Raw genomic sequence first — 20,272 nt, 5'->3', positions numbered from 1 at the left:
GATGGAGCTCTCCCCTGGAGCGAACCTGCCGCTCACCGCCGACGTCCAGGTTCTGGAATTCCGGATGGATCGACACCCGCCCATCATGGACGTTGATCTGTCAGCCTACGTTCTAGGGGCCGACGGCAAGGTCTCGGGTGACGCCGATATCGTCTTCTATGGGCAACCTCTCTACGGGCACGATGTCGTTACCCTTGATGTCACCACCTCCACTTTCCGGGTCGACCTCGCGAGGCTTTCTCCGCAAGTCCAGCGCATCGTCTTCTGTGCCGTTGTCGACGGCGGTAGCGCCGAACTGCTCAACGCGATCACGGTCACGACAAAGGAAGGCGTGTCCTATCGCCACTCCACGAGAAACGAGACGCTTCCTGCCCTGATCCTGTGCGAGATCTATCGTCGTGCCGACAGCTGGAAAATTCGCGCTGTTGGCCAGGGCTTTGCTGGCGGGATGGAGCCCCTAGCGCGCTCCTACGGCGTAGATGTTGAGCCATCGACGCCGGAACCATCCCCCGGCCTGGTCGACCTTCGCAAGAACCGATTGGTCGATCTTCAAAAGCGTGACGCGAACCTCGCCGCGGTCGCAGAGACTGCGCGCGTTAGCTTGTCCAAGCGTGGTCTTAGCGGTCTCACCGCGAAGATCTGCCTCGCCACCGACATCTCGGCCTCCATGCGAGACCGCTACCTTCGGGGTTCGGTCGACGCTCTGGTGACGCGGTGTCTGGGCCTCGCCCTCAACATCGACGATGATGGCGCGATCGACACCTGCGCCTTCGGCGCCAATGCTCACTGGCTTGGCGAGGAGACCACAGACACGTACCGCACCTTCACCTCGCGCCTGATGAAGCGGACCGGCCTCGAACCGAATACGTACTACGGCAAGATGATGCGGATGATCCGGGACCATTACCGCTCCCAACCGGATTTCGGCCGCGTCCCGGTCTACGTCATGTTCCTGACCGACGGTGGAACGAACGACCCGCGACTTACCGAGACGCAGATCGTCGAGGCCTCGCGAGAGGGCATCTTTTGGCAGTTTATGGCTGTCGGAGAGCTTCCCCGTGGCCTCAAGCGCGGACGCTCGACGTTACCAAAAGGCTTCGACTTTCTGGCCATGCTGGACACGATGCCGGGGCGTCTCGTCGACAACGCGAACTTCTTCGCTGTCGAGGAGCCAGACGCGCTTTCAGACGCCGACCTCTACGACCTCATGATGGCGGAATACCCCGAGTGGCTGGAAAAAGCCAAAGCAGCAGGAGTGCTCAGATGATCAAGAACCGTCCGCTCACCCCAGGGCTGTTAGCATCCATCGCGCTACGGTCGAACCACGCGATGTTCATGCCAGCAGGGACCGAAGGCCGAATGATCGGCATAGTCCCGTGGCAGACACGTATCCCTGAAGGGCTGCAACGAGCACGCGACATCTACATCGAGGCCGTGAATGGGCGTCTGCAAGACGTCCAGCTTCTGGAAGAGGTGGAAGGTCGCGGCTTTCACACTTCTCAGAATGAGGGACATTATGTCTCCTTGCTCGAGAATTTCCCTGGGATGCGCGAACTGGCTGAAGCGCTTGTCGAGAGCTCGCGCCAGATCTGAGCTAAAGCCTTCGGGAGAGCAACATGTCACTACCCCCACATGTCGTCGGCTTAGCCGGCGGCACATGGGCCGTCGTCGTGCCTGATTGGCATACCTATCACAGCCTCTTGGGGCTTTACTGCGGCACAGATTCCCGGAACGAGGGACTGCCCCGGGAATGTGACCTCTACATCCTGTGTCACGATGCACAGCGCGCAGCGGAAGTGCACACAACCGTGCTTCGATATCCTTACGTAACGGCCAAAGAGATAACCGTTGCCCGAGCGCCCACGTATCGTGAAGCCGTACAGCCTTTGGTGAGCGCTGGCCACGCCGTCGTATTCGACACTTTCGGGCCAGACTGCGACGATGCTCGCCTGAAGCGCCTTCATCCTGCCCCCGAAGGCCCTGCGGTCAACTTTCAGTGGAACGCTAAGGACAAGTGCTACCGGATGAGTCGCCTTACCGCGACGAAGGATGGCTCAACTTCCTTGAGGCGCATCGTTCTCCGGGACGGCCCCGACTGGGAAGAGCAAGTCGAAAAAGGATACCGGCGCTTCGCGAAGCTGCCGGCCCCGAAGTCACCCACTCTCACCTGTCTGCCGCACGTAGCTCAGATCCTGTCGCGGCTGGACTGGCACGGTGCCTGTCGGCTCGAGCGCTGGCGCTCTGCGGTTGAACGCGCCGGGATTGAAGCACACCATACCATCCCGCCCCTCGTAATCGCCGCAGCGACCATCGCGACCCCACGCGATCTCTTGTGGCTCGAACTGAAGGCGGTACGTAGCACCAATCAGATCTCTGCAAGGTGCGTATATTACGGTGACACTTCGATCGTCGACCGAACGCTGACCCTGACGGTCAAACTTCCCGAGACCGTCCTCGCGGGAGTCGTCGGGCTTCAAGCCTCGAAGCTATGGGGCGAGCCGGATCTCGATCACTTGATCATCCGTCACCACGGCAAAGACGGCAGCTTCACCCTCGTTCCGGATGTCGACGTGAAACCGCTCCCTTCGCCCGTGCCGCCGAAAGATGATGAGCAAGTCTCATTGGAGATGCTCAAGGCTCTCGAGGCTCCGGCGGATCTGCGGATCGAAGGCGTGGTGTTCAGCCTCTTGGCGCAGGTTGCCCCCTCTGCTCGACTGCACCTCTTCAGGACGCTGCTGAGCAAAGACGCCTGCAAGGTTGATATATCCCCCTGGCTCCCGCTCAGCTTGGGTCCCGTGATCATCGCACGCGAGCAGCTCCTGATCCACCACTTCTCGAGCGGATATCATTCCCCGACCAAGGGGATCCACTGTAGTCAGGACATCGGAGAGGCAAAATAGTGCAGTTCCATCTTTCTGAGCGCATCCCGGTCGCGGCCGCGATCGCTGCAAGTGCTCGTGCACGTTCAGTACCTCAGTTGTGCGCAGCACTACGCGCCTTCGACGCGCATCCGGCCGCTGTCGAATGCGTGGCGGCGCTGCCAAAGCGTACCCGCACGGTGAACCCACTGATGATCCTGGCCGAGCGGCCTGAACCGGAAGATCTGGTTACCGGACACCCCTTTTCGGGGCCGAATGGCCAGCCAATGCTTCGGGCCATGAAGATGGCCGGCTTGCAGTTATCGGACTTCCACATCTCTCATGCGGTGCACTGGACCCCCTTCGACGGCAAGACGCCAAATGCCACCCTGGTTTCGACCAGTCGGCCCTTTCTGTTTCGCGAGATCGCGCTGGTGAAACCGCGAGCAATCCTGGCGCTAGGCCGGATCGCGATCGACGCGCTGATCGGCCTGCGCGAGCCCATCACGCCCTACGTGGGCACGACGATGACGTGGACACAGGGACGCCTGAACATCCCGGTCCAGCTCAGCTGGAACCCCGCCTACTGTCTCCATGTATCCACCGCGCAGGCGGACCTCGAGCGCGGACTCACAGACTTCGTCACACGGTTCGGCGAGACGCGCTACTTTCGAGAGGCAGCATGAACAACCACCTTCCTGAGAACCGCAGTGAGCCGCGGCGAAGCATTCTCTTCGCCATAACTGTCGAAATCGGTGGTCGGCGGATCCCCGGGCGGGTCCGTGACCATTCCGTTCTGGGATGCCGCCTCAAGCTAAGCGAGCCGCTCCGGAAAAGCGACATCGCCGTTCAGTTGCTGCGCGGCGAGCACGCGATGGCTGGCGACATTGTGTGGCAGCAGGGCACGTCGGTCGGGATACGGTTCAGCGCCCCGCCTCCGGAGGGCATGTTCACCAAACAATAGCAGCATCGGCCTGCCGATCCGCGCGAAAGCGCACGACGCCGCGCCGGCCGTCAGACACCCGCAACCCACACTTGGAAAGCTCCTGCCATGTCTAGCTACGCGACCAACATTGCCATCGGCGGGCATCTTCCCGCAAACCGCCTGCATGGCCTTCTTAATGCTGCTGCGGCCTGTGGCGTCGCACTCGACTGGAACGGCGATCGGCTGAACGTGGATGCCCGCGGACTTGCCGCCTTGCGCGAGGCGATCATTGAGGCGGCGACGAGCAATGAGCCGCTCCGCCTCTACAATGATTCCGCTAAATGGGGCAAACTGCCGCCGCTCGAAACTTTCTGTCAGGAGCATGATCTGGTCTTCCGCCGCGAACATGATCCCGATGCCGGCGAGATCGGGATCGTAGTCTGGTGGCAGCCCAGCATGCCCGCCCCCTCCGAGTGCCAGGCCGACGGCGATGGAAAGCCCTTTGTGTACGTCGACGTACTGGCTGACCTTCTCGACGCAGCGAACACCCCGCAAACCGCCGTCGACCAGCTTCGAGCCTTCCTGAGCCAAGCCACTCCAATCGACATCGGTTGCCTGCGGTTGGAGGGTGTCTGACGTGCGCCGCCTATCAGACATCCCGATAATCGAAGTCGATAATTTCTACGCGGTGGTCGTCCGCCAGTGGCGCTCGCTAATCAATGAAACCACCGTCCGGTGGATCGGGAAGCCGCTCCGCCCGCATTGTGAGGACTTGTGGATACTCACGACCAGTTCTGAAGATGCGACGATCCTTGCCCGGCTTGTGCAGCGCGATCTCCAGCCGGAAGATCGCACCGAAGCCCGGAGGCGGTATGTTACCACGAAGCGCATGCCGACATTCGCGCCTGTTCTCGGATCTGTACCAGAGGACGTCGCCTGCTATCTGAGCGGCACCTCCCGAGTGAACGATCACGCAATCCTGCAGCGTCTTCACCCGGCCGCTCCCCGCGTCAACGAACGGATCTCCTGGGACAAAGGAACCTATCGTCTCCAGTCCGAACATGGGTGGTTTTGGCGGGAGCTCCCATCCGACCCGCGCACCTTCGCCCAATCCCTTAGCGACGCTCGCGAAGAGCTCGTTCGCGAGGTAGGTCTCGGCTACGACACCGCCGTCGCATACCCCAATGCATCGCCGGTGCTCGCTAACCTCCTGCAACGCCTTACCCGTCCAGCTGCAGAAGCAGTCAGCCACTGGATGCGAGGGCTTGGAAAAGAGCGGGTTTCAAGCTTCGTCCTACCCGAGCTGGCGTTCACAACCGGCCTACCTATCGCCCGCCTCGAGCTTTCTTCCCCCGCGGACAACATGCGGGCCTCCTTTGTCCTGTGCGTTAAAGGACTGGAGCTCACCGACATGGAGCTCTCCGGCCTCGAAATTCCCGATTCGATGGGCGTGGCCCTTAACGCCCTCGCTCAGAAGGGGACCTTGCGGCTGTCCCAGATTGTCGATCTACCGGGTGCAGAGGACATACCCGTACTGTCTCTCACCGCCCGAGGGTCAACCTGGACCGCTCACCTAGACCCAGTTTCGGTACCTATCTCTCCCCCCATGTCGGACATTCCCTTTGACGCTGCCGAGGGAATTCGCCGGATCGAAGACGAGGGTTATCAAGTTGCTGGCGACGCAGCTTCCGTTTTGTCCGCAATGGGCAAGGAGCGCGCTGCCTTCATCCTTTACTGCGTCGACGCCGCCGGCTCTCCATCTTTCGATATCTCTCCCTGGACCCATCAGGGCGCGAAGGTAGATGTCTACCTTTGGAACCGCGCCTTCTCCTTGCGCAGTTCCCAGCTTGCCTCACCGCTAAGCTTCCTGGCCTCACTCGCTTGAGTCCTTCAGGTTGTCTGACGGCAACCAGCGCTCCACCTCAATCTGCCGGAGATAAAGCGTGACCCCTACAAACTGCCTCTCGAACTATGCACGCGCGGTGACAGAACGCGGGGCGGACAACGCGTCGAACGAAGTGGCGAGGCTCGAAGACATTGTCCGGGAGACCCTCGCCGCGCTCGCAGACGCCGCGCCGGCACGCGCACCACTGGAGGCTGCGTCAGCAAGTTCGCGGTGTGCAAAATCGCTCGGCGAGCGGCTGGACTTGCTGAGCAGCGGGATCGTACACGCACAACGGCTGGTGAGCCCGGAAAGCCGCGCGTCAGCAATTCTATTCCTGGACACCGATAAACGTAAGCGCTGCTCGTCGTACGGGGCTTACCGTCGGGATTGGGACACATACCTCAGGAAGTGCATGAGCGAGCGATGACCCGAAACTCGGCGGAGCCGTGATCGGAGATCGAGATCGGAGGGGAAAAGAGTGAGCGAGTTAACTTACGCCGAGGCTGCCGATATAAGTAGGACCCTTGATGACGAGCGGCTCGCGATCGAGCGAAGCGAGAAGAGGCTGCTTGTCCTCAAAAAGCAGATTCCCGTGGCCACGCCGACCTTGCTCGAAAAGCATAGCCACGAGCTAGCATTCCTCTTTGAGACCACAAAGGCAGCCTGCTGGGCTTCCCCTGCCATCGCGGCTAATCTGCGCGGCTACGCTGCGGCAAGTCCGGACAATCCAGAGTTCAAATCGCTCATCAACGAGCTTTCCCACAAAGCCTGGCATACCGGTTCAAAGGCGAGACGCCTCCGCCGGCGTGTGTTCGACCTCCAGACGGTCCTGATCCAGGCAGCAAAGACCCTACAGAAACAAAGGCTGGATCAGCGGATACTGCGTCTGGTTGCCGGCGGAAACCGGGCAATGACGGTCAGCGAACTTCATGATGCCGTGGAAAAGGATCATGAGGACGTCGCCTCGGCAATCACAACCTTACGGTTTGCTCTTGGCTCGCGCGCCGTCTTCATCGTTCGAGAAGGTAACACCCGACAGGACGTTCAAGATGCTCTTAAAGCAATGGCGCGGAGAGGGCACGTCCGCCGCCTTGGCCTACCGTTCGCGCGGGCGCGATGGAAATTCCGGCCTCACGCGCGTCAGATCTGTTCGCGCCCCTAGCGTTAGCGGATCGCGGATGCCCCGGCTCGAAGGCCAGCATAGACACTCAGGACGTCACCAGAAGATTGACGAGAGACCCTAAAGGGGTCAGGTTCATTGCATGGTCAATTGCGACATGCGGCTCGTTACTCTCGGTTTGCGGATAACCACGCCCGGGCGCTTCATCGACAAGCTCCACAGCATGACCGGCATGCTCGGCGATGACGTGGGCCGAGCAGTCGCGGCCGCTCTCCGCGCCATGCGCCACAGAGGACCAGAAGAAGAAAGTACCTGCGCCGGTGGCGCTGCATATTGAAGATGAATATGGGTCGGTAGTGATACCGAAGGGAAAATAGGAAGTCCCAAAGGAAGAAACCATGTTCATTTTCAACGCTTTTGCTCTTCTCGTCGTCTACGCTTTCTTCGTGCCGTTAAGGCTCATCTCCCGACTGAGCGAGAGGCTCCTTGAGGCTCCGCGCGACAGCGGCTGGGACAGCAGCTTCGGCGATCAGCTTCGCCTCTCGTTCGCGCATGGCGCGGCGCTGCGCCAGGCACAGCTGTACACCGCATACCCCACTCCTGCGTACCGCGTGATGCAGCTGCTCCGTCTCCTGGGCGTGCGCTGAGGGGCCTGATCCGCCAAACAGTGGATCAGATCGAGGACGAACAAACATCATGAATGGCGCGGACAACTCCTGAGCTACGGACCTGAGACATCGCGACGACGCCGATGCCGGTCCGGCCTACGGACTGCCGAACATCATGAAATTGGACGAGACGCCTGTTCTTCTTCCTTCAGGCGAAGAGTCCTCCTGCCGCGGGCGACCCAACGTACCCCAGCGGAAAATCTAGGAACGCACGGGACGCGTTCCTCCCTTCGAGTATCTTGGAGATCAATCACGTGACCTGGACGCCGGACCGTAAGCAAACCGTGACCGAGATGTGGACGAACGGCAAGACGTCCGGGCAAATCGCAGACGTGCTAGGCGATGTCTCCCGCAGCGCCGTCATGGGGATGGTGAACCGGCTTGGTCTCTTGGGCAGCAAGGCCCGGACGGCCCTTAAGAACGCCGCGCGCGAGGGTGGCCGCGGAGCGAAGTCTGCTTCCCCGAACCGGGAGGCGGAATGCGCCGAAAGTCTCAGCGATCGTATGAACGACCACGCGTCAGAGGACTACGTCGACGTCGAGGCCCCGGCGGGCATGCCAAACGGCCGCACCACGCTATCCTTGGTTGAGGAGATGATGGGTCAGAAGTATGACCCTTCTGCTAAAGGACATCGAACGACAGTCGTTGCAATCGCGGCAATGTTGGGAGACGGAGCCGTCCTGCATACGCTGCCCCATGGCTTCCCCGCCGACTTTGCTTGCGCAACGATGAGACGATTCGCGCTCCACGGCATTCTCGCCGGAGGCGAACCACCCCAACACTGGTTGGACCCGGAGCTCGGCGATCTAAGCTTTCTGATCGACATGCTTTTTGTTGAAGGCGTACTCACCCGCCCCAGCATGCCCGCAAAGTGCCCGGCGCCCACCACCTGATGCTCTTTGGAGCGCCCGGTGGTGGGGCATCGTCGCCTGAGCTTAGGGATTAGGGGCGAAAACCTTGATCATGATCCCAGTGGAAATAAGCGACAGCAGCAGGATCGCGCCGCAAACGAGTTTTGGAGAAAGGCTGCCGAAACGCGTCTCACCGCCGCGGTCGGTCACAGAACGAGCGACGGGGTGCCTTCTGTAAATGCTCTCCGCGATGAAATGGCCAACGGCTGCATTGAAAAGCAGGACGAAGCAGCTGAAGGTAGCGAACGACATGTCACCGGTGGTCATCCTGGCGACCACCTCGGCTATCACGCAAGCGATCAACGTCAGGATGAAAAAGAGATAGAGGAACCTGACTGCCGTTTTGTGCTCGCGGACGGCAAACGTCATTCTTTCTTCAACCACCAATTTATCTCCTGGTTCGGGCTCATTCGCGCCAGCATCGACACGGGACTGGCGGTTAGGACCCTAGCTGTTTTAGGATGGCATACACTTGCGAGTGTTACAATAGCGCGGGGGCCATTAACGGGGAACGGCCTCGCAACCTTGGCAGAATGGCTCGACGCTATCGAGATACGCACTGCGGAAGAGATCGAAGCACTCGGTAGTATCTCGGCGAACGTCGCCGTCGCGCGGAGCTTCCTGCAGATCTACCCCAAGATGTGAGACGCTTCCTAAGCCCGGACGCCCACGAAAACAAATCCTCGAGAGGAACCAAGATGATCTACACCTTTCGAGCGCTCAGTGAGGAGACCGAGATCTACGCCGCTGACGACGACGATGCCGCTCCGATCGTGGTCGTTCGGTTCCTGGAGGGTGAGACGGTCGAGACCCACGTAGAGCGGGTCCATACGATCATAAATGCGCTGAACGCCGCAGCCTCTGTGACTGAAGCCGGCCAGGCCGCGCCTGGCGTACGCACCGACAAGGACGCAGATGAAGGCGTGATCCACGGTGATCCCACTGCCGTGAAGTCTGCCCTGATCGTGCAACGTGACGATCTGGGCTACATCACTCTTCACGAGCGGAACGAGGAAGGCCACGCCGGCGACCTTGTCGCGAGCGTGTGGCGCGACGACTGGCTGCCTTCGCTGCAGGCCGCCCAGCCACCGGGTGAGAACTGATCTACCTTCTCAGAGCAAGCTTCTCGCCCGGCTTGGCGAAAGCCTGGTTCGTGATATGGTATGCCTGCGCTTGAGGACGCAGACATGGCGATGCATGACTTCAATGCTCTCACCGAGCACTGGCACACGATAGAAGATCTTGGCCTCATCGCCGAGCGCGGATCCTCCGGAGTATTCGCCAATGTGCGCCACGTCATCTATCACTCCCCCAACGGCCTGGACTTCGGTACCGACTGCGTGAAGTCCTCCGATCTTGCTCTGTCGGCCCTTTGCGCGCTCATACCTGCGCCGAACCCGGTGGATGAGGCCCTGCTCGAACGGCTCGATGCTGAAGCGTATGGCATTGCCGAGACCCACGATCACTTGTGGTCGGTCCGGACCCCGAAGATGGAGCGCATCTCGCGCCTGGCGTGGCGCCTCCACCAGCCGTTCAAGATGACCTTTATCCTCTCGATGAAGGGCAAATCCGGATATGTTCCCGTCGACATCATGCGAGAATGGATCGAGGTGCACTCTCGTGCGCTCATCGAGCGGTGCTCAAGAGACCACTGACTGTCCTGCTTCGCTGAACAATCTCGCCCTTGGGAACACGATAACTGGTTGGGAAAATCGCATGAAGCACATCATCCTTATGCTCGCAGGGCTTTTGGCGGCGACGCCGGCGACCGCTCAGGAGGCGGGCAGCCTGACGCTGGTCATCACTCCGATGCCGGGGCAACTCGAAGCCCTCGACAGCGCAACTCTTGCGGCCCAGGTCCGCTCTATGCTCGACCAGGGCGCGCTGTCCGGGACGCGTGTTCCACTGATCCTCGACGGAAAGCCCCATGAACAGACCGTCCGCCTCGGAGGCGAGCCAGCCGTCTACGTCGACCGTGGCGTTAGTCTGACGGCTATCCCGGGTGTCCAACGTGAAATCCGCCTGTCCTATGGCCCTGCGCAAAGTGGAGGTATCGGCGTCCATGCCGAGATCGTTGATTCCATGCTGACCATGGATTCTGGCGGTTACATGACGCGCGAGAAAGGACCGACCAGTGAGGTCACCGGTGTCGTTCCGGCCGACGGGCGCCCTCAGGCCATCATCAAGAAATCACAGGCTCTTCCAGGCAGCATCGTACTGCCCGACTCCTACATCATTCTGGTCGAACCCTGAGTGGGCGCTACTTTCGTCGCCACTGAGATCCTCGTGATCGTGGATCGGCGACAGCCTTGGCGCCCCCGCACACAGACTTCTGATCGCCCGGAAGGTACGCTTTGACCTCGCGTGAGAGGCGCAGGCCTGCTTCCCCCCAAGCCGCGAAGAGATTTTGACTGGGAACCGGATCGGGGGTCATCCTAAAATGACATGCGTCTTGCGATCCGTATAGCCACCGAGGGAGTCCCATCCTATAACCATTACGATCTCAAACAGGGGTGCAGAATGACGATTTACAGGAAGGGCGATCAAGTCGCCATCAGGGGCCGGGTTCAGAGTGTGGAAGGTGACTTCCTCATGATCGCGCTCGAAGGCGCTCTGGATTCATCTATCCCCGCCATGGTGTCCAAGACCGGAACATCGCTCGTCCGTTCGTCGATCCACGACGGTGACGAAGTCGCAGGCGGCTACCGTGTGCACTCCTCGATTCCGAACACCCCACTGGTTCTTCTTCAGCGGATCAACGGAGATCCGGCAGATCCGGAAAGCTTCTCGACCGCGGTGCGCGACAGCCTGACCTTGGTGAGCATGGCGGGTTCCCAGGCTGTCCTCGCTCCGACCACCACCGCCCTCGTACCCCCCGCTGAAGCTGCTATTCCTGCTCGCGGTCCGGCTACTGCTTCAGGCGAACCCCAAGCTCCGGCCGTCGTGGCAGTCCCCGAGGTCGGCTCGGCGCCCGCGCCGATGTCCGCAACCGTCCCCGCCACGTGCGAAGACCCGGTCGTGGCGACGACGATCGCTCTCGAAGCTCTCGCCGACAAGTTCGCGGGAGACACCAAGGCAGGAAGCCGCGAGTCCGCGCCTGTCGAAGCCCCGAAGTCCGCGCCGACGCCTACTCCAGAGACGAGCCCCTCCCTTCGCTTCAGCAGCATTGCAGGTGATGCTCTGCGATCGGCCGGCGGCCTTAGCATCGCCGATCTCGGCGTCGTGCGCGAAGAGTCGAACCCGCTCAAGGCGGACCTCGATGAACTGCTGCTCAAGGAGCCGCTCGAAGACGAGACCCTCTAAGAGCGTTCGTTCTATAAAATGCAAGGGCCGCTCCGCACCACGGGCGGTCCTCATTCTAAAGGCGGATACCACGGTTCTCTGCCCTTCACCGAGGCGTGCTGGCCTGTACATCGCGGACGCCCGCCTCGAACCACGTGCTTATGAAAAATGGAGAAGGCCGAGTGGCCCGCAAAACACCCCCGCTGACCGGTACGGACCTCTATCGGCGTATCGGGGAGATGCTGGAAGCGGGTGGCCTGGAGCCAACCACAGTCCATTACGACTTGCTCCGTCGCCATCTGTCGGGGGAGGATCCCGAACTTAGTCGCAAGGTCGAGGAAGCGATCTCGCGTCATGGTGCTATCACACCGGGTGCCCTGAAGGAGATCCCGTATAGGGAAGGTGACCCGCATAGCCTTACGACGCTCGCCCAAAACGCAGCTCGGCAGATCCGGCAAATCATCGACCTGACGGCCCGCTCGGGCCAAAACGCATCGGAGTACGGTGCCGTCCTTAGAGGTGCTGATCTCCGCGAGGACCCAGCATCGGTAGTAGCCACCCTCGTGTCTGCCACCAAGACGATGATCCGCAAGAGCGACGATCTCGAGCACCAGATCCAGACGGCCTACAATGAGGCGCAATCGCTGCGGAAGGCGCTGGCCGAGGCCCGCGAGCATGCCGACAGAGATCCGTTAACCGGTCTCGCCAATCGACGCGCTCTTGATGCCGCCTTGAAGCAGGCGGTCGACAACTCCAACGTCAACAAGGCCGACCTAGCCGTCGCGCTCGTCGACATCGACCACTTCAAACGCATCAACGATCAGCATGGGCACGATGTCGGTGACCGTGTGATCAAGTATGTCGCCGGAACTCTCCGGTCTACCCAGGGGTCGCCGTTCGTCGGCCGCTACGGCGGTGAGGAATTCGTCCTCATCTTCCGCGGGGTGGACAGCGGCGAGGCATCTCGGCGCCTTGATGCCGTCCGGGAGAAGATCGGCCGCACGCTGCTCAGAGTCGAAGGCACAGGCGCGACCCTGGGCCGCATATCTTTCTCCGCGGGTATATCCGGTCCGCCTCTACGCACCACCTCCGCCTCTATGATGAAGAGCGCGGACCGGGCACTTTACCGGGCGAAGCAGCAGGGGCGGAATCAAATCCAGATCGCCGGCGCGGCTGAGTAGGCCACATCCGATCCGCCGCTCTCGGTCGTGTGATCGTCTACTAAGCTGAGCCCGACGCCGCAGGACCGCCAGGCCAACGACCTGCACTCACATCAGAACCAGCGCGACGCTCATGCCACTTTCCCAGTGTCAGCTAAGCGCTTGCCGGTAATTAGATGCACGCGGACGATGCTGCAGCAGTCCATTTCTATTAAACCGCAGCTATAATGCGCCCGGAAGGGTAGAACTTCTTCACTCTCGTCGATCATACGCGCTGACGTTCTTAATCAGGAGAAATTATGAGCATCACTCTGGCGAAAACCGAAAATGATACCGATGCGGCTTCCGTTCCGCTCGCGCGGCCTTGGCCGCGGTACTGGGCAAGAAGTCTCGATCTTGCGGTTTGGTCCACGATCGCCGGGATCGTGGTAGCATTCGCATTTCCGGACTTCGCCGCCCAGCCTGCATTCGAAGGTAAGGGAGGGACGGCGCTCTTCGGCCTGGTCATGACGCCTATCGCACTTCTTTTTGAAGCCGTGGTGTTAGCCGCCTTCGGCAACACGCCAGGGAAGGCGCTTGCCGGCATCAAGGTTCGGGTCTCGAACGATCGACAGATCCCCTTTGCAGTAGCGCTCAGGCGAAACCTCCAGCTCTACGTCTACGGGCTCGCCTTCGGCATACCGATCTTCGTCGTCATTGCCGCCCTGGTAAACTATCGTAAGGTCGATAGTGGAAGCCTCGTATCGTGGGATTCGGCGAACGACACGCGCGTCATCAATGTGAGCTCGAACTTAGGGCGCACTTTCATCGTTGCTGTCATCGCACTGGCGATGCATTTCGGCGCTGTCGCTTTGACTTCGCTCGAGGATTCGGGGGCAGGATACTCGACTGCTGAAAGCACAGAGTACGACACATCGTTCGATGCTCCGTCCGAAGACCAGGCATCCGAACAGTATTAATCGCGGAGCAGCTGATCGGTCGACGCGAAGACTGCGACCAAGACCTCGTCGTCGAGAAGACCGACCTCCCCGTGGCGCTCGCCTGCCCCGCGCGACAACACGCGAGAAGCGGAGCGCCCGGGTGCCACGCTGCCTCGAAGTGCCGCGGTGATGTCGAAATCAATGCCCACCCCATTCGCGACTTCATCGCGCCGCTCGCAGGGTGCGCCGACCATCTCAGTGAAGATCAGGAAGCCCCTCGACCAGGGTTCCCGCAATCTCTTCCGGACGTCCGTCTATAGAGCCACTCCTGTCCCAGCGTGTCCCCTTCCACCAAGTCCATGGCCTGGCGAGCGAGGTTGAGCCATCGACGGAGAGGAAGACCCCCGCCGCCGGACCGATGAGATTCTCCCTGGGAATCATGCCAGCCCCCGTCTCTTCAACGGTGAATCGACTGTCCATGCTGTTATCCCGATTGTCGCCCAGCACGAAATAGTGGCCCACCGGGACCAGAAACTCCTCAGTGTTGTCCGATCGCGCGGTAGCGAAATCCAGCACCACGTAAGACCTCCCGTTCGGCAGGGTCTCCCGGCGGCGGAGGTAGTGACAGGCGGGGCGACCATCAGGCATTCGGTCTCTCAAATCGATAATGCCAGGAACGACGAGGCAGGATGTATATGGCGTGATCGGGATCAACAGATCTTTCAGCCGCTCCGACGGTAGCACCTGCCCGTTAAGCCACACCCTACCATCGCGCATCTGAACGCGATCGCCGGGTAGCCCGATCAAGCGCTTAACGAAGGTGATAGACGGGTCACCTGTCCCGGCGAACAGCAGAACTTCACCGCGTTCCGGATCTCTTCCGCCTATTCGGCCGGCCTTGGGTAACAGCCCCCACCCCGCCGAGTAGTGACTATATCCGTAAGTCCATTTAGTGACGTAGATGTAGTCGCCCACCAAAAGATTGGGCAACATCGATTCTGACGGAATTACGAATGGCGCCACGATGAAGCTTCGCACTAGTGCCGCGACAAGGGCGCAGATAATCACAAGGCGAATGTTCGCAATCGTTGCTGACCGCCAGACCGGCGGTGCATCGATTCTGCTGATTCCGGTCGTTGAGGACATTGTACAGTTTCTAGGATGTCGCTGGCTTCCCGTAAACATCATAAGTGCCGGAGAACGGAATGCCCGATCTGAAAATGGGCCGCGTCAGGAAAAAAAGGCCCGACAAACCGTGTGTTGTTCGTAATAAAATTACCGGGCATTGGCTGGTCGACCCGTACGGCCCAGAATGGTCAAGGGATCGAGGCGGGGCCTTTCTGTACCCGTCGCGGGCGACCGCTCACGCAGCCATGCGTGCGATCGGTGGAGCGATACCCTTCTCTATCAAGGCTGCCACTGCGTCAGAACGATGATCCCCGTTCATCAACGAGGACGTGCACGATTACCTCGTTCGCTCCACTGATGATCGTGCCCGGCTGACGCCTTTGATTGCGCGATCCTCTTGGACTTCCGCCACGCGAGGGTTCGACCACACGGTAGAAAGGAAAGATAGATGACAAGCGCTCTACACCCCGCCGACCCCACCTATCTCGGGGTCATGCTCTCGCATGTCCGGTTCGAAGTTCAGCATGGACGTGAACCTACAGAGGACGAGCGGCTAATCCTCGTCCAGGAAAGGCTAGGATGCTCTCGTGAAGAGGCCGAGGGTGTCGTGGCTGCAGTGGACAGGACGCTCGAGCTCGAAAAATTGGTACGCACGACGCTCGCCGATGTTCTTCCAGACATCATGGGAGGGGTGCTCGGCGACTTCCAGCGCCGAACCTGACCCGCTCTCTCCTGCGGAGATCTCGATTCATCGAGATCGCACCGTGAATTATGCCGTGTCCGGATTATCGGGATCAACCCCGCTGTCGAGGCCAGCAGATCTACTTCCCCCTAGGACAGCGAACAATGCACGCACCGACCAACGTTACCGCCAAGCCCTTTCCCTACTCGCATTGCCATCACTGCGGCGCAGCCTACCCTGATGCTGAGTGGCCGCGGAAATGCGCAACCTGTGGTGACCTTCGCTGGCACAACCCTACGCCGATCGGGGTGCTGCTTCAGACCGTCACCGACGGTGAGCGGATCGGGATACTCACCCCCGTCCGCGGGCACGGTCCGCAGCTCGGCTGCATTGGGCTTACCGGCGGCTTCGAAGAGGCCACGGATGACGGAGTCGACGACGCTGCGATGCGTGAGTATCGCGAAGAGATTCATCGGGATAATGACGTCCGCCGAAGCGACCTCGACCTGATCTGCTCGCGCGGCTCTGGTCCGATGTACCCACCGGGTAAGCGCCAGTCGTTGACGTTCTCGGTCAATCCGGTTCCGGTGCATGTCAACGAGTTCAAGGGCTGGGTTCCCGACGCAGAGACCCTCAGTATCGATATCTCCTGGGGACCCCGAGTCCTCGCTTTCCCCACCCACACGCTGGCGCTAGCTGTCTATTTTCGGAAGTACCAGGGTGTTGAAGCCCCCGCTCAGTACTTCGACCAGCCCCTCACCGGCGACCTCGTACACGTCGAGGGAGCCATCTTTCCGGTGTACAACGTCGTCTACGAGCAGCCCCTTCTTGATCTGGGGTATTGGCGCGTCCAGCTTGAGCAAGACGGCGCCCACGTCACGATCGCTCGCGATGGTGAGAAATGGGTGACCCATGAGGATGTGCAAGGCAGCGCAGGATCCACCCGCTTTTAGCCGCTCACGACCAATGGTCGAACCCGCAGGAAACCAACCACCATGATGGCAGCAAATCAAGCTCAGAGCGGCGCTCTCTTGATGGCAGGGCAGATCGCAGGCGTGCATCTCGCTCCCGACAGTGTCGGTCAGCACCAGATCGGCATCGACCCGCTTTTGCGTCGCCTGGGCGCCCCCGAACCGGACTCTCATGGCCTTCGGACGTTCGATGAGCACCTCATCCCCTCCCTTGGGAGCTTCGAGCGCACGGAATTGACGCACGAGGAAAAGCTCTACCTCGATGCTGGCTCCAAGGCGAAAAAGCTACGCAGCACCAGCACCGCGCTTTGCGTGGGAGGCAACCTTGAGCACGCGGTCGAGGAATGCCGACGCTATAGCCCTTTGAGCCTGATCACCGGCGCCTGGGACGATGCGAGTTTCGCGATCCGGGGCTACGGCGATGAAGGACGCCGGATTATCGACCTCGTACAGGAGGGGCTCGCAACAGGCGATCTGGCCATCTGGATCTCTGGCAGTATTGACCTTGGCTACGGCCACCTCTGCCTTGCACGACGATCGCTTGTGCCGACTGCCCTAGTCGAGGCGTTCAACTCGGAAATTGAAGATCGCAGGCGCCTCCTCGCGGCAGCAGACGCGACCGGGATCGCGGATAAGCTGCAGTCGATTGGCCGAATGAGCGTCCTCGGCCGCGGGAGACCGTACCACGCCCTTTCTCCCGCCTGGATCGATCATGAGAGGGCGAAGCACAGCGTCCACCCGGTCAAGTTCTTCCTCAACCCATCTCAGCAGAACCTCAACAACTTCGGCTGGTTCACGGTCGAGGAACTTGAGCAGTGGATTGAAGGTCGCGGCCCGGTTCCGAAGATGCAGCAAAGGGAAAAAGAGTGACGCTTGAGCGTCATACCCATAGCAACCCTGCCGACTAACCGACCCTGCCGACTAACCGACGCGCTATTTCGTCGACGGGAAGCCCATGACGCCGCAGCCGTCCTGAGCATATTCGACGGCATTCACTCCCCCGACCGGATCGTGACCCATTCCGCCGTCGAGCGCGGTCTCGCCGGCGGCCATCGATCACGCGTCTGCACAATCCTCCTGCCCTGAGAGAGTAGTCCAATGTCCAGCAACGAATGGGAAAGCGGCACGATTTCCATCCCCCGCACCGAATGGGCAGCCCTCAAGGCTACCCTGCGCGAAGCTCACAACGCAGAGCAGCGCCGGCGCCTCGCGGTCGCGGTCCAGCTCCAGGAGGGGCTTATCAAGGCGGCAGCCGGGCAGCGGAACGTCGACTGGAGGCTGCTCGCCGAAAAGGTTCTCGACGATCTTCGGATCCATGACTCCGACCGCTGGGTCATAACCTGGGCCGTGTTCGAGCCGAACCGTCAGAAAGCACGAGCCGCAAATGGCGGCCAGTATGTCGATCCGATGAGCCTGAAGGGCAGCGCCGGCCGTCCGCCAAAGCCGACGAAGGCCATGTTCCCCGAAGCCAACGGCAAGACCATGATGTTCGAGATCAGCAACGGCACCATCACCCTGGATGATAAGGCGCGCACCATCCACTGGTACGTGACGGAAGGCAATCACGCCGTTGAACGTGCCCGCTCTCACCCGGTAGCTAAGGCCCTGTTCCTGGCGCTCGCCCGGATGAAGTGGGACACGAAATGCGGCGGTGAGATCGTTGGCAACGATGAATACAATCAGGAAGACCGGGATGCCGGCGGCGGTTCGAATTACGTCACGGCCCGCTACGGGCGCGCCGAAGCCGACTGGAAGAAGTCCCTTGAGTTGATGTCCCTCCCCTCCCGAGGGACGCGCCTGCAAATCGTCAACAATTTCTATGGCAGCCCACAGGGGTTTCCGCGCCGCTGAGCCAGCAGATGGCGCGATCGACGGCTTCAGGACGCGCGGGAGCGCACCCTCCTTACGCGCCGGTGCGTCCGAACATGATGGATGAAACCCACCCCGAGTTGACCCCCAGCGCCTTGATCACGATTATGCCAGCCGGTGCTGACTAGCTGTTGCCTCAGAAAGGGAGGATGATCCGGTTTGACCGCTCACAGATGAAGAGGGCCACGCCCCTTCCATCCTGAAAGTGCTATCCATTTTCGCCGAATGATGGCACGAGGCGATCTCATCGCACCACCAAGACGTTACCGCCTAGTGACAGGAGCCCCGATGTCTACTCTCGCCCTGAAGCAGGACGCTGCGCGCAACGGGCCCGAAGCATTCCACATCGTCATACGGGGGCATGATCTGTCTGGCACGGACTACCAACCCCTGCTGCGGGTCGAGCGGTGCCTCGCTGTAGCTCTTGGGAGGAGCGGTGTGGTGATCCGAGGCAAGGACACCTCCATTGCTCGCGGCCGGCCCGGCATCGTCATCGACACGGGCCCGATCGGGGAGGGGTACATTGCGCAAGTCCGAGCAGATGTGTCCGACCCCACGACCGTAATGGCCACGTTCCTGGCTGAAGAAGGACTCGTCAGCGAGTTACTCGGCGACCAGATTTCCGTTCCGTTAGACTGGGTCGGAGCCCCTCCCTCCATCTGAGCAGCGCTTCAGGAGGGTTTGATCCTGGACGAAAAAGATGACCCCGCCGACGAACTGGGCTTTGCAGAAGCCTCAGCAGCAGATCGACCCAGCTCTCTTTGACCGCGTGAACACTGACGGTCACCTCATCAACCAGCGAAAATACAACAGCTTCAGAGCCCATATCCTGACTGGAAGCGCAGGCGCGCGGATCTGGAGCCGCACCTGGTCGATCGAGAACACCTCGCGTGGCCGCCCGATCTGCATCCGGACTTCGGCCTAGCCGCCTAGGCGCCTCTGCTCACATGGGCGGCGCCGGCCAGCGCTTCAGCCGCGCTCACCGGCGTTCGCCGCTATCGCATGGATGCCCGCCGTGAGCATTGCAGGCTGACCTCCCCACCCCAGTCGCACCCCCATCCACCAGGAAAACAGCATGAGCACTATGACGCAGAATGCCGCGAACACCGCAGATCTCCTGAACCAGGCCGCTCTCGCGGCCGTGAAAGCCCAGATCGCGGCTAACCCCCGCGCCGACGAGGTTCGTTGGAGCCTCTGCAACGAAGCCGCGCAGCGGCTTGGGCTAAAGACGGCGAGCGACGACAATCTCGAGAAGCTTGAGGAGGCCGTGGGATCGTATTGGGGGGCGCATAAGCGTAATCCCGCCCCTGTGGGGGGATGCCGCCCCTATGCGAAGGATGGCAGCAACGGAATCCCCGGCTGGTTCGCAGTCTGTGACCATCGCGGCCACTATGGAAGCTTCCAGCTCGAGCTGCGGTCCGATGCCGACGTCTACTGCTATTGGCGCACCCAGGATCTCCCAGAAGGTCAGGGCAGCTTCTGTCCGGCGCTCATTCAGGAGGACGGGAGCACAACCTGCGACATCTGAGATCCACGGCAAAGGCTTCAAAGGCGGTCTGTAAGACCGCCATGCGCCTTGCAAACTCGAGGGCCTCTCGGGCCCCTTTTTTATCGTCGGCAATGAAAACGGGCATGCGAAGCTGGAAAACAGGACCAGTCCCGAGATGCGTCAGTCGCCGTCGAGTGCACCCAGTCTCTCCGCCACGATGCACCTGGCCCGATAGAAAATGGGGGCCGTCCTTTCGGACGACCCCCGCACCCGTATAACGTCCGACGATCTCACTGGCACTGAAGCGAGCATTGGCCGTTGAGCGTCCCCCGGTTGATCGGGGTGAACCTGGCGCTGCCAGAAAGGCACTGGGCGGCGGCCTGAGTGCCAGTGCAGCTTGCCTC

At 60.9% G+C, this 20,272-nt stretch carries 26 protein-coding genes; 24 read left to right on the top strand and 2 right to left on the bottom strand.

Annotated elements, in window-relative coordinates:
• Window position 1 precedes the first annotated feature (1 nt).
• The 8 genes from QP045_RS00130 to QP045_RS00095 all read left to right on the top strand — a co-directional run bounded on the left by QP045_RS00130 (window position 2) and on the right by QP045_RS00095 (window position 6,830).
• Window positions 2-1,267 carry a VWA domain-containing protein gene (locus tag QP045_RS00130; RefSeq protein ID WP_422512929.1) on the top strand — a complete coding sequence of 422 codons (1,266 nt, stop codon included), beginning with the start codon at window positions 2-4 and terminating at the stop codon, window positions 1,265-1,267.
• Window positions 1,264-1,593, top strand: coding sequence for a hypothetical protein (locus QP045_RS00125; protein ID WP_422512928.1), 330 nt, complete (start codon window positions 1,264-1,266; stop codon window positions 1,591-1,593). Before QP045_RS00130 ends, QP045_RS00125 begins: the two co-directional genes overlap by 4 nt.
• A 23-nt stretch (window positions 1,594-1,616) precedes the next feature.
• Complete coding sequence (locus QP045_RS00120) at window positions 1,617-2,900, top strand: hypothetical protein (RefSeq protein ID WP_422512927.1); 1,284 nt, start codon at window positions 1,617-1,619, stop codon at window positions 2,898-2,900.
• Window positions 2,900-3,544, top strand: coding sequence for a uracil-DNA glycosylase family protein (locus tag QP045_RS00115; protein ID WP_422512926.1), 645 nt, complete (start codon window positions 2,900-2,902; stop codon window positions 3,542-3,544). The genes QP045_RS00120 and QP045_RS00115 overlap by 1 nt, the downstream gene beginning before the upstream one ends.
• Window positions 3,541-3,822, top strand: coding sequence for a PilZ domain-containing protein (locus QP045_RS00110; RefSeq protein ID WP_422512925.1), 282 nt, complete (start codon window positions 3,541-3,543; stop codon window positions 3,820-3,822). Before QP045_RS00115 ends, QP045_RS00110 begins: the two co-directional genes overlap by 4 nt.
• An 87-nt stretch (window positions 3,823-3,909) precedes the next feature.
• Window positions 3,910-4,419, top strand: coding sequence for a hypothetical protein (locus tag QP045_RS00105; RefSeq protein WP_422512924.1), 510 nt, complete (start codon window positions 3,910-3,912; stop codon window positions 4,417-4,419).
• Window positions 4,412-5,668, top strand: a complete 1,257-nt coding sequence (locus QP045_RS00100) for a hypothetical protein (RefSeq protein WP_422512923.1) — start codon at window positions 4,412-4,414, stop codon at window positions 5,666-5,668. Before QP045_RS00105 ends, QP045_RS00100 begins: the two co-directional genes overlap by 8 nt.
• Before the next feature lie 478 nt (window positions 5,669-6,146).
• Window positions 6,147-6,830, top strand: a complete 684-nt coding sequence (locus QP045_RS00095) for a hypothetical protein (RefSeq protein WP_422512922.1) — start codon at window positions 6,147-6,149, stop codon at window positions 6,828-6,830.
• 46 nt (window positions 6,831-6,876) lie between these two features.
• Here the strand turns inward: QP045_RS00095 and QP045_RS00090 are convergent, their stop codons facing one another.
• Entirely contained in the window at window positions 6,877-7,194 is a 318-nt protein-coding gene (locus tag QP045_RS00090) for a hypothetical protein (protein ID WP_422512921.1), read from the bottom strand.
• Between QP045_RS00090 and QP045_RS00085 the strand changes: the two genes are divergently transcribed.
• The 9 genes from QP045_RS00085 (at window position 7,187) to QP045_RS00045 (ending at window position 13,768) form a co-directional block, all read left to right on the top strand.
• Window positions 7,187-7,435 carry a hypothetical protein gene (locus tag QP045_RS00085; RefSeq protein WP_422512920.1) on the top strand — a complete coding sequence of 83 codons (249 nt, stop codon included), beginning with the start codon at window positions 7,187-7,189 and terminating at the stop codon, window positions 7,433-7,435. The two genes, QP045_RS00090 and QP045_RS00085, sit on opposite strands and share 8 nt — an antisense overlap.
• A gap of 260 nt (window positions 7,436-7,695) precedes the next feature.
• Window positions 7,696-8,349 carry a GcrA family cell cycle regulator gene (locus QP045_RS00080; protein ID WP_422512919.1) on the top strand — a complete coding sequence of 218 codons (654 nt, stop codon included), beginning with the start codon at window positions 7,696-7,698 and terminating at the stop codon, window positions 8,347-8,349.
• Window positions 8,350-8,367: 18 nt separating this feature from the next.
• Entirely contained in the window at window positions 8,368-9,012 is a 645-nt protein-coding gene (locus tag QP045_RS00075; RefSeq protein WP_422512918.1) for a hypothetical protein, read from the top strand.
• 53 nt (window positions 9,013-9,065) lie between these two features.
• Window positions 9,066-9,470 carry a hypothetical protein gene (locus QP045_RS00070; protein ID WP_422512917.1) on the top strand — a complete coding sequence of 135 codons (405 nt, stop codon included), beginning with the start codon at window positions 9,066-9,068 and terminating at the stop codon, window positions 9,468-9,470.
• Between the two features lie 84 nt (window positions 9,471-9,554).
• Window positions 9,555-10,022 carry a hypothetical protein gene (locus QP045_RS00065; RefSeq protein WP_422512916.1) on the top strand — a complete coding sequence of 156 codons (468 nt, stop codon included), beginning with the start codon at window positions 9,555-9,557 and terminating at the stop codon, window positions 10,020-10,022.
• A gap of 61 nt (window positions 10,023-10,083) precedes the next feature.
• Entirely contained in the window at window positions 10,084-10,620 is a 537-nt protein-coding gene (locus QP045_RS00060; protein WP_422512915.1) for a hypothetical protein, read from the top strand.
• A 192-nt stretch (window positions 10,621-10,812) separates the two neighbouring features.
• On the top strand, window positions 10,813-11,670 hold the full coding sequence (locus QP045_RS00055) for a hypothetical protein (RefSeq protein ID WP_422512914.1): 858 nt from the start codon (window positions 10,813-10,815) through the stop codon (window positions 11,668-11,670).
• Between the two features lie 161 nt (window positions 11,671-11,831).
• A complete protein-coding gene (locus QP045_RS00050; protein WP_422512913.1) occupies window positions 11,832-12,830 on the top strand; it encodes a GGDEF domain-containing protein in 999 nt (332 codons plus the stop codon).
• 278 nt (window positions 12,831-13,108) lie between these two features.
• Window positions 13,109-13,768 carry an RDD family protein gene (locus QP045_RS00045; protein WP_422512912.1) on the top strand — a complete coding sequence of 220 codons (660 nt, stop codon included), beginning with the start codon at window positions 13,109-13,111 and terminating at the stop codon, window positions 13,766-13,768.
• Window positions 13,769-13,984: 216 nt separating this feature from the next.
• Here the strand turns inward: QP045_RS00045 and lepB are convergent, their stop codons facing one another.
• Entirely contained in the window at window positions 13,985-14,875 is an 891-nt protein-coding gene (gene lepB / locus QP045_RS00040) for a signal peptidase I (protein WP_422512911.1), read from the bottom strand.
• Window positions 14,876-15,305: 430 nt separating this feature from the next.
• Between lepB and QP045_RS00035 the strand changes: the two genes are divergently transcribed.
• From QP045_RS00035 to QP045_RS00005, 7 genes are all read left to right on the top strand, one after another.
• Window positions 15,306-15,578 (top strand): hypothetical protein, encoded by a 273-nt coding sequence (locus QP045_RS00035; RefSeq protein ID WP_422512910.1) that lies wholly within the window; start codon window positions 15,306-15,308, stop codon window positions 15,576-15,578.
• A 125-nt stretch (window positions 15,579-15,703) separates the two neighbouring features.
• A complete protein-coding gene (locus QP045_RS00030; protein WP_422512909.1) occupies window positions 15,704-16,492 on the top strand; it encodes a hypothetical protein in 789 nt (262 codons plus the stop codon).
• Window positions 16,493-16,573: 81 nt separating this feature from the next.
• The gene (locus QP045_RS00025) at window positions 16,574-17,380 is read left to right on the top strand and encodes a hypothetical protein (RefSeq protein ID WP_422512908.1); all 807 of its coding nucleotides are present in this window, start codon (window positions 16,574-16,576) and stop codon (window positions 17,378-17,380) included.
• 228 nt (window positions 17,381-17,608) lie between these two features.
• Window positions 17,609-18,361: a hypothetical protein gene (locus QP045_RS00020; protein WP_422512907.1), complete on the top strand. Its 753-nt coding sequence runs from the start codon at window positions 17,609-17,611 to the stop codon at window positions 18,359-18,361.
• A 306-nt stretch (window positions 18,362-18,667) separates the two neighbouring features.
• The gene (locus tag QP045_RS00015) at window positions 18,668-19,042 is read left to right on the top strand and encodes a hypothetical protein (RefSeq protein WP_422512906.1); all 375 of its coding nucleotides are present in this window, start codon (window positions 18,668-18,670) and stop codon (window positions 19,040-19,042) included.
• A gap of 37 nt (window positions 19,043-19,079) precedes the next feature.
• Window positions 19,080-19,304 (top strand): hypothetical protein, encoded by a 225-nt coding sequence (locus QP045_RS00010; RefSeq protein ID WP_422512905.1) that lies wholly within the window; start codon window positions 19,080-19,082, stop codon window positions 19,302-19,304.
• Window positions 19,305-19,454: 150 nt separating this feature from the next.
• Window positions 19,455-19,907, top strand: coding sequence for a hypothetical protein (locus QP045_RS00005; RefSeq protein ID WP_422512904.1), 453 nt, complete (start codon window positions 19,455-19,457; stop codon window positions 19,905-19,907).
• Window positions 19,908-20,272 lie beyond the last annotated feature (365 nt).

This window comes from Sphingomonas sp. 3-13AW, from assembly GCF_049311085.1.
GTDB lineage: Bacteria > Pseudomonadota > Alphaproteobacteria > Sphingomonadales > Sphingomonadaceae > Sphingomonas.
The sequence above is the reverse complement of the archived record's forward strand: the minus strand, read 5'-3'. Positions and strand labels throughout refer to the sequence as shown.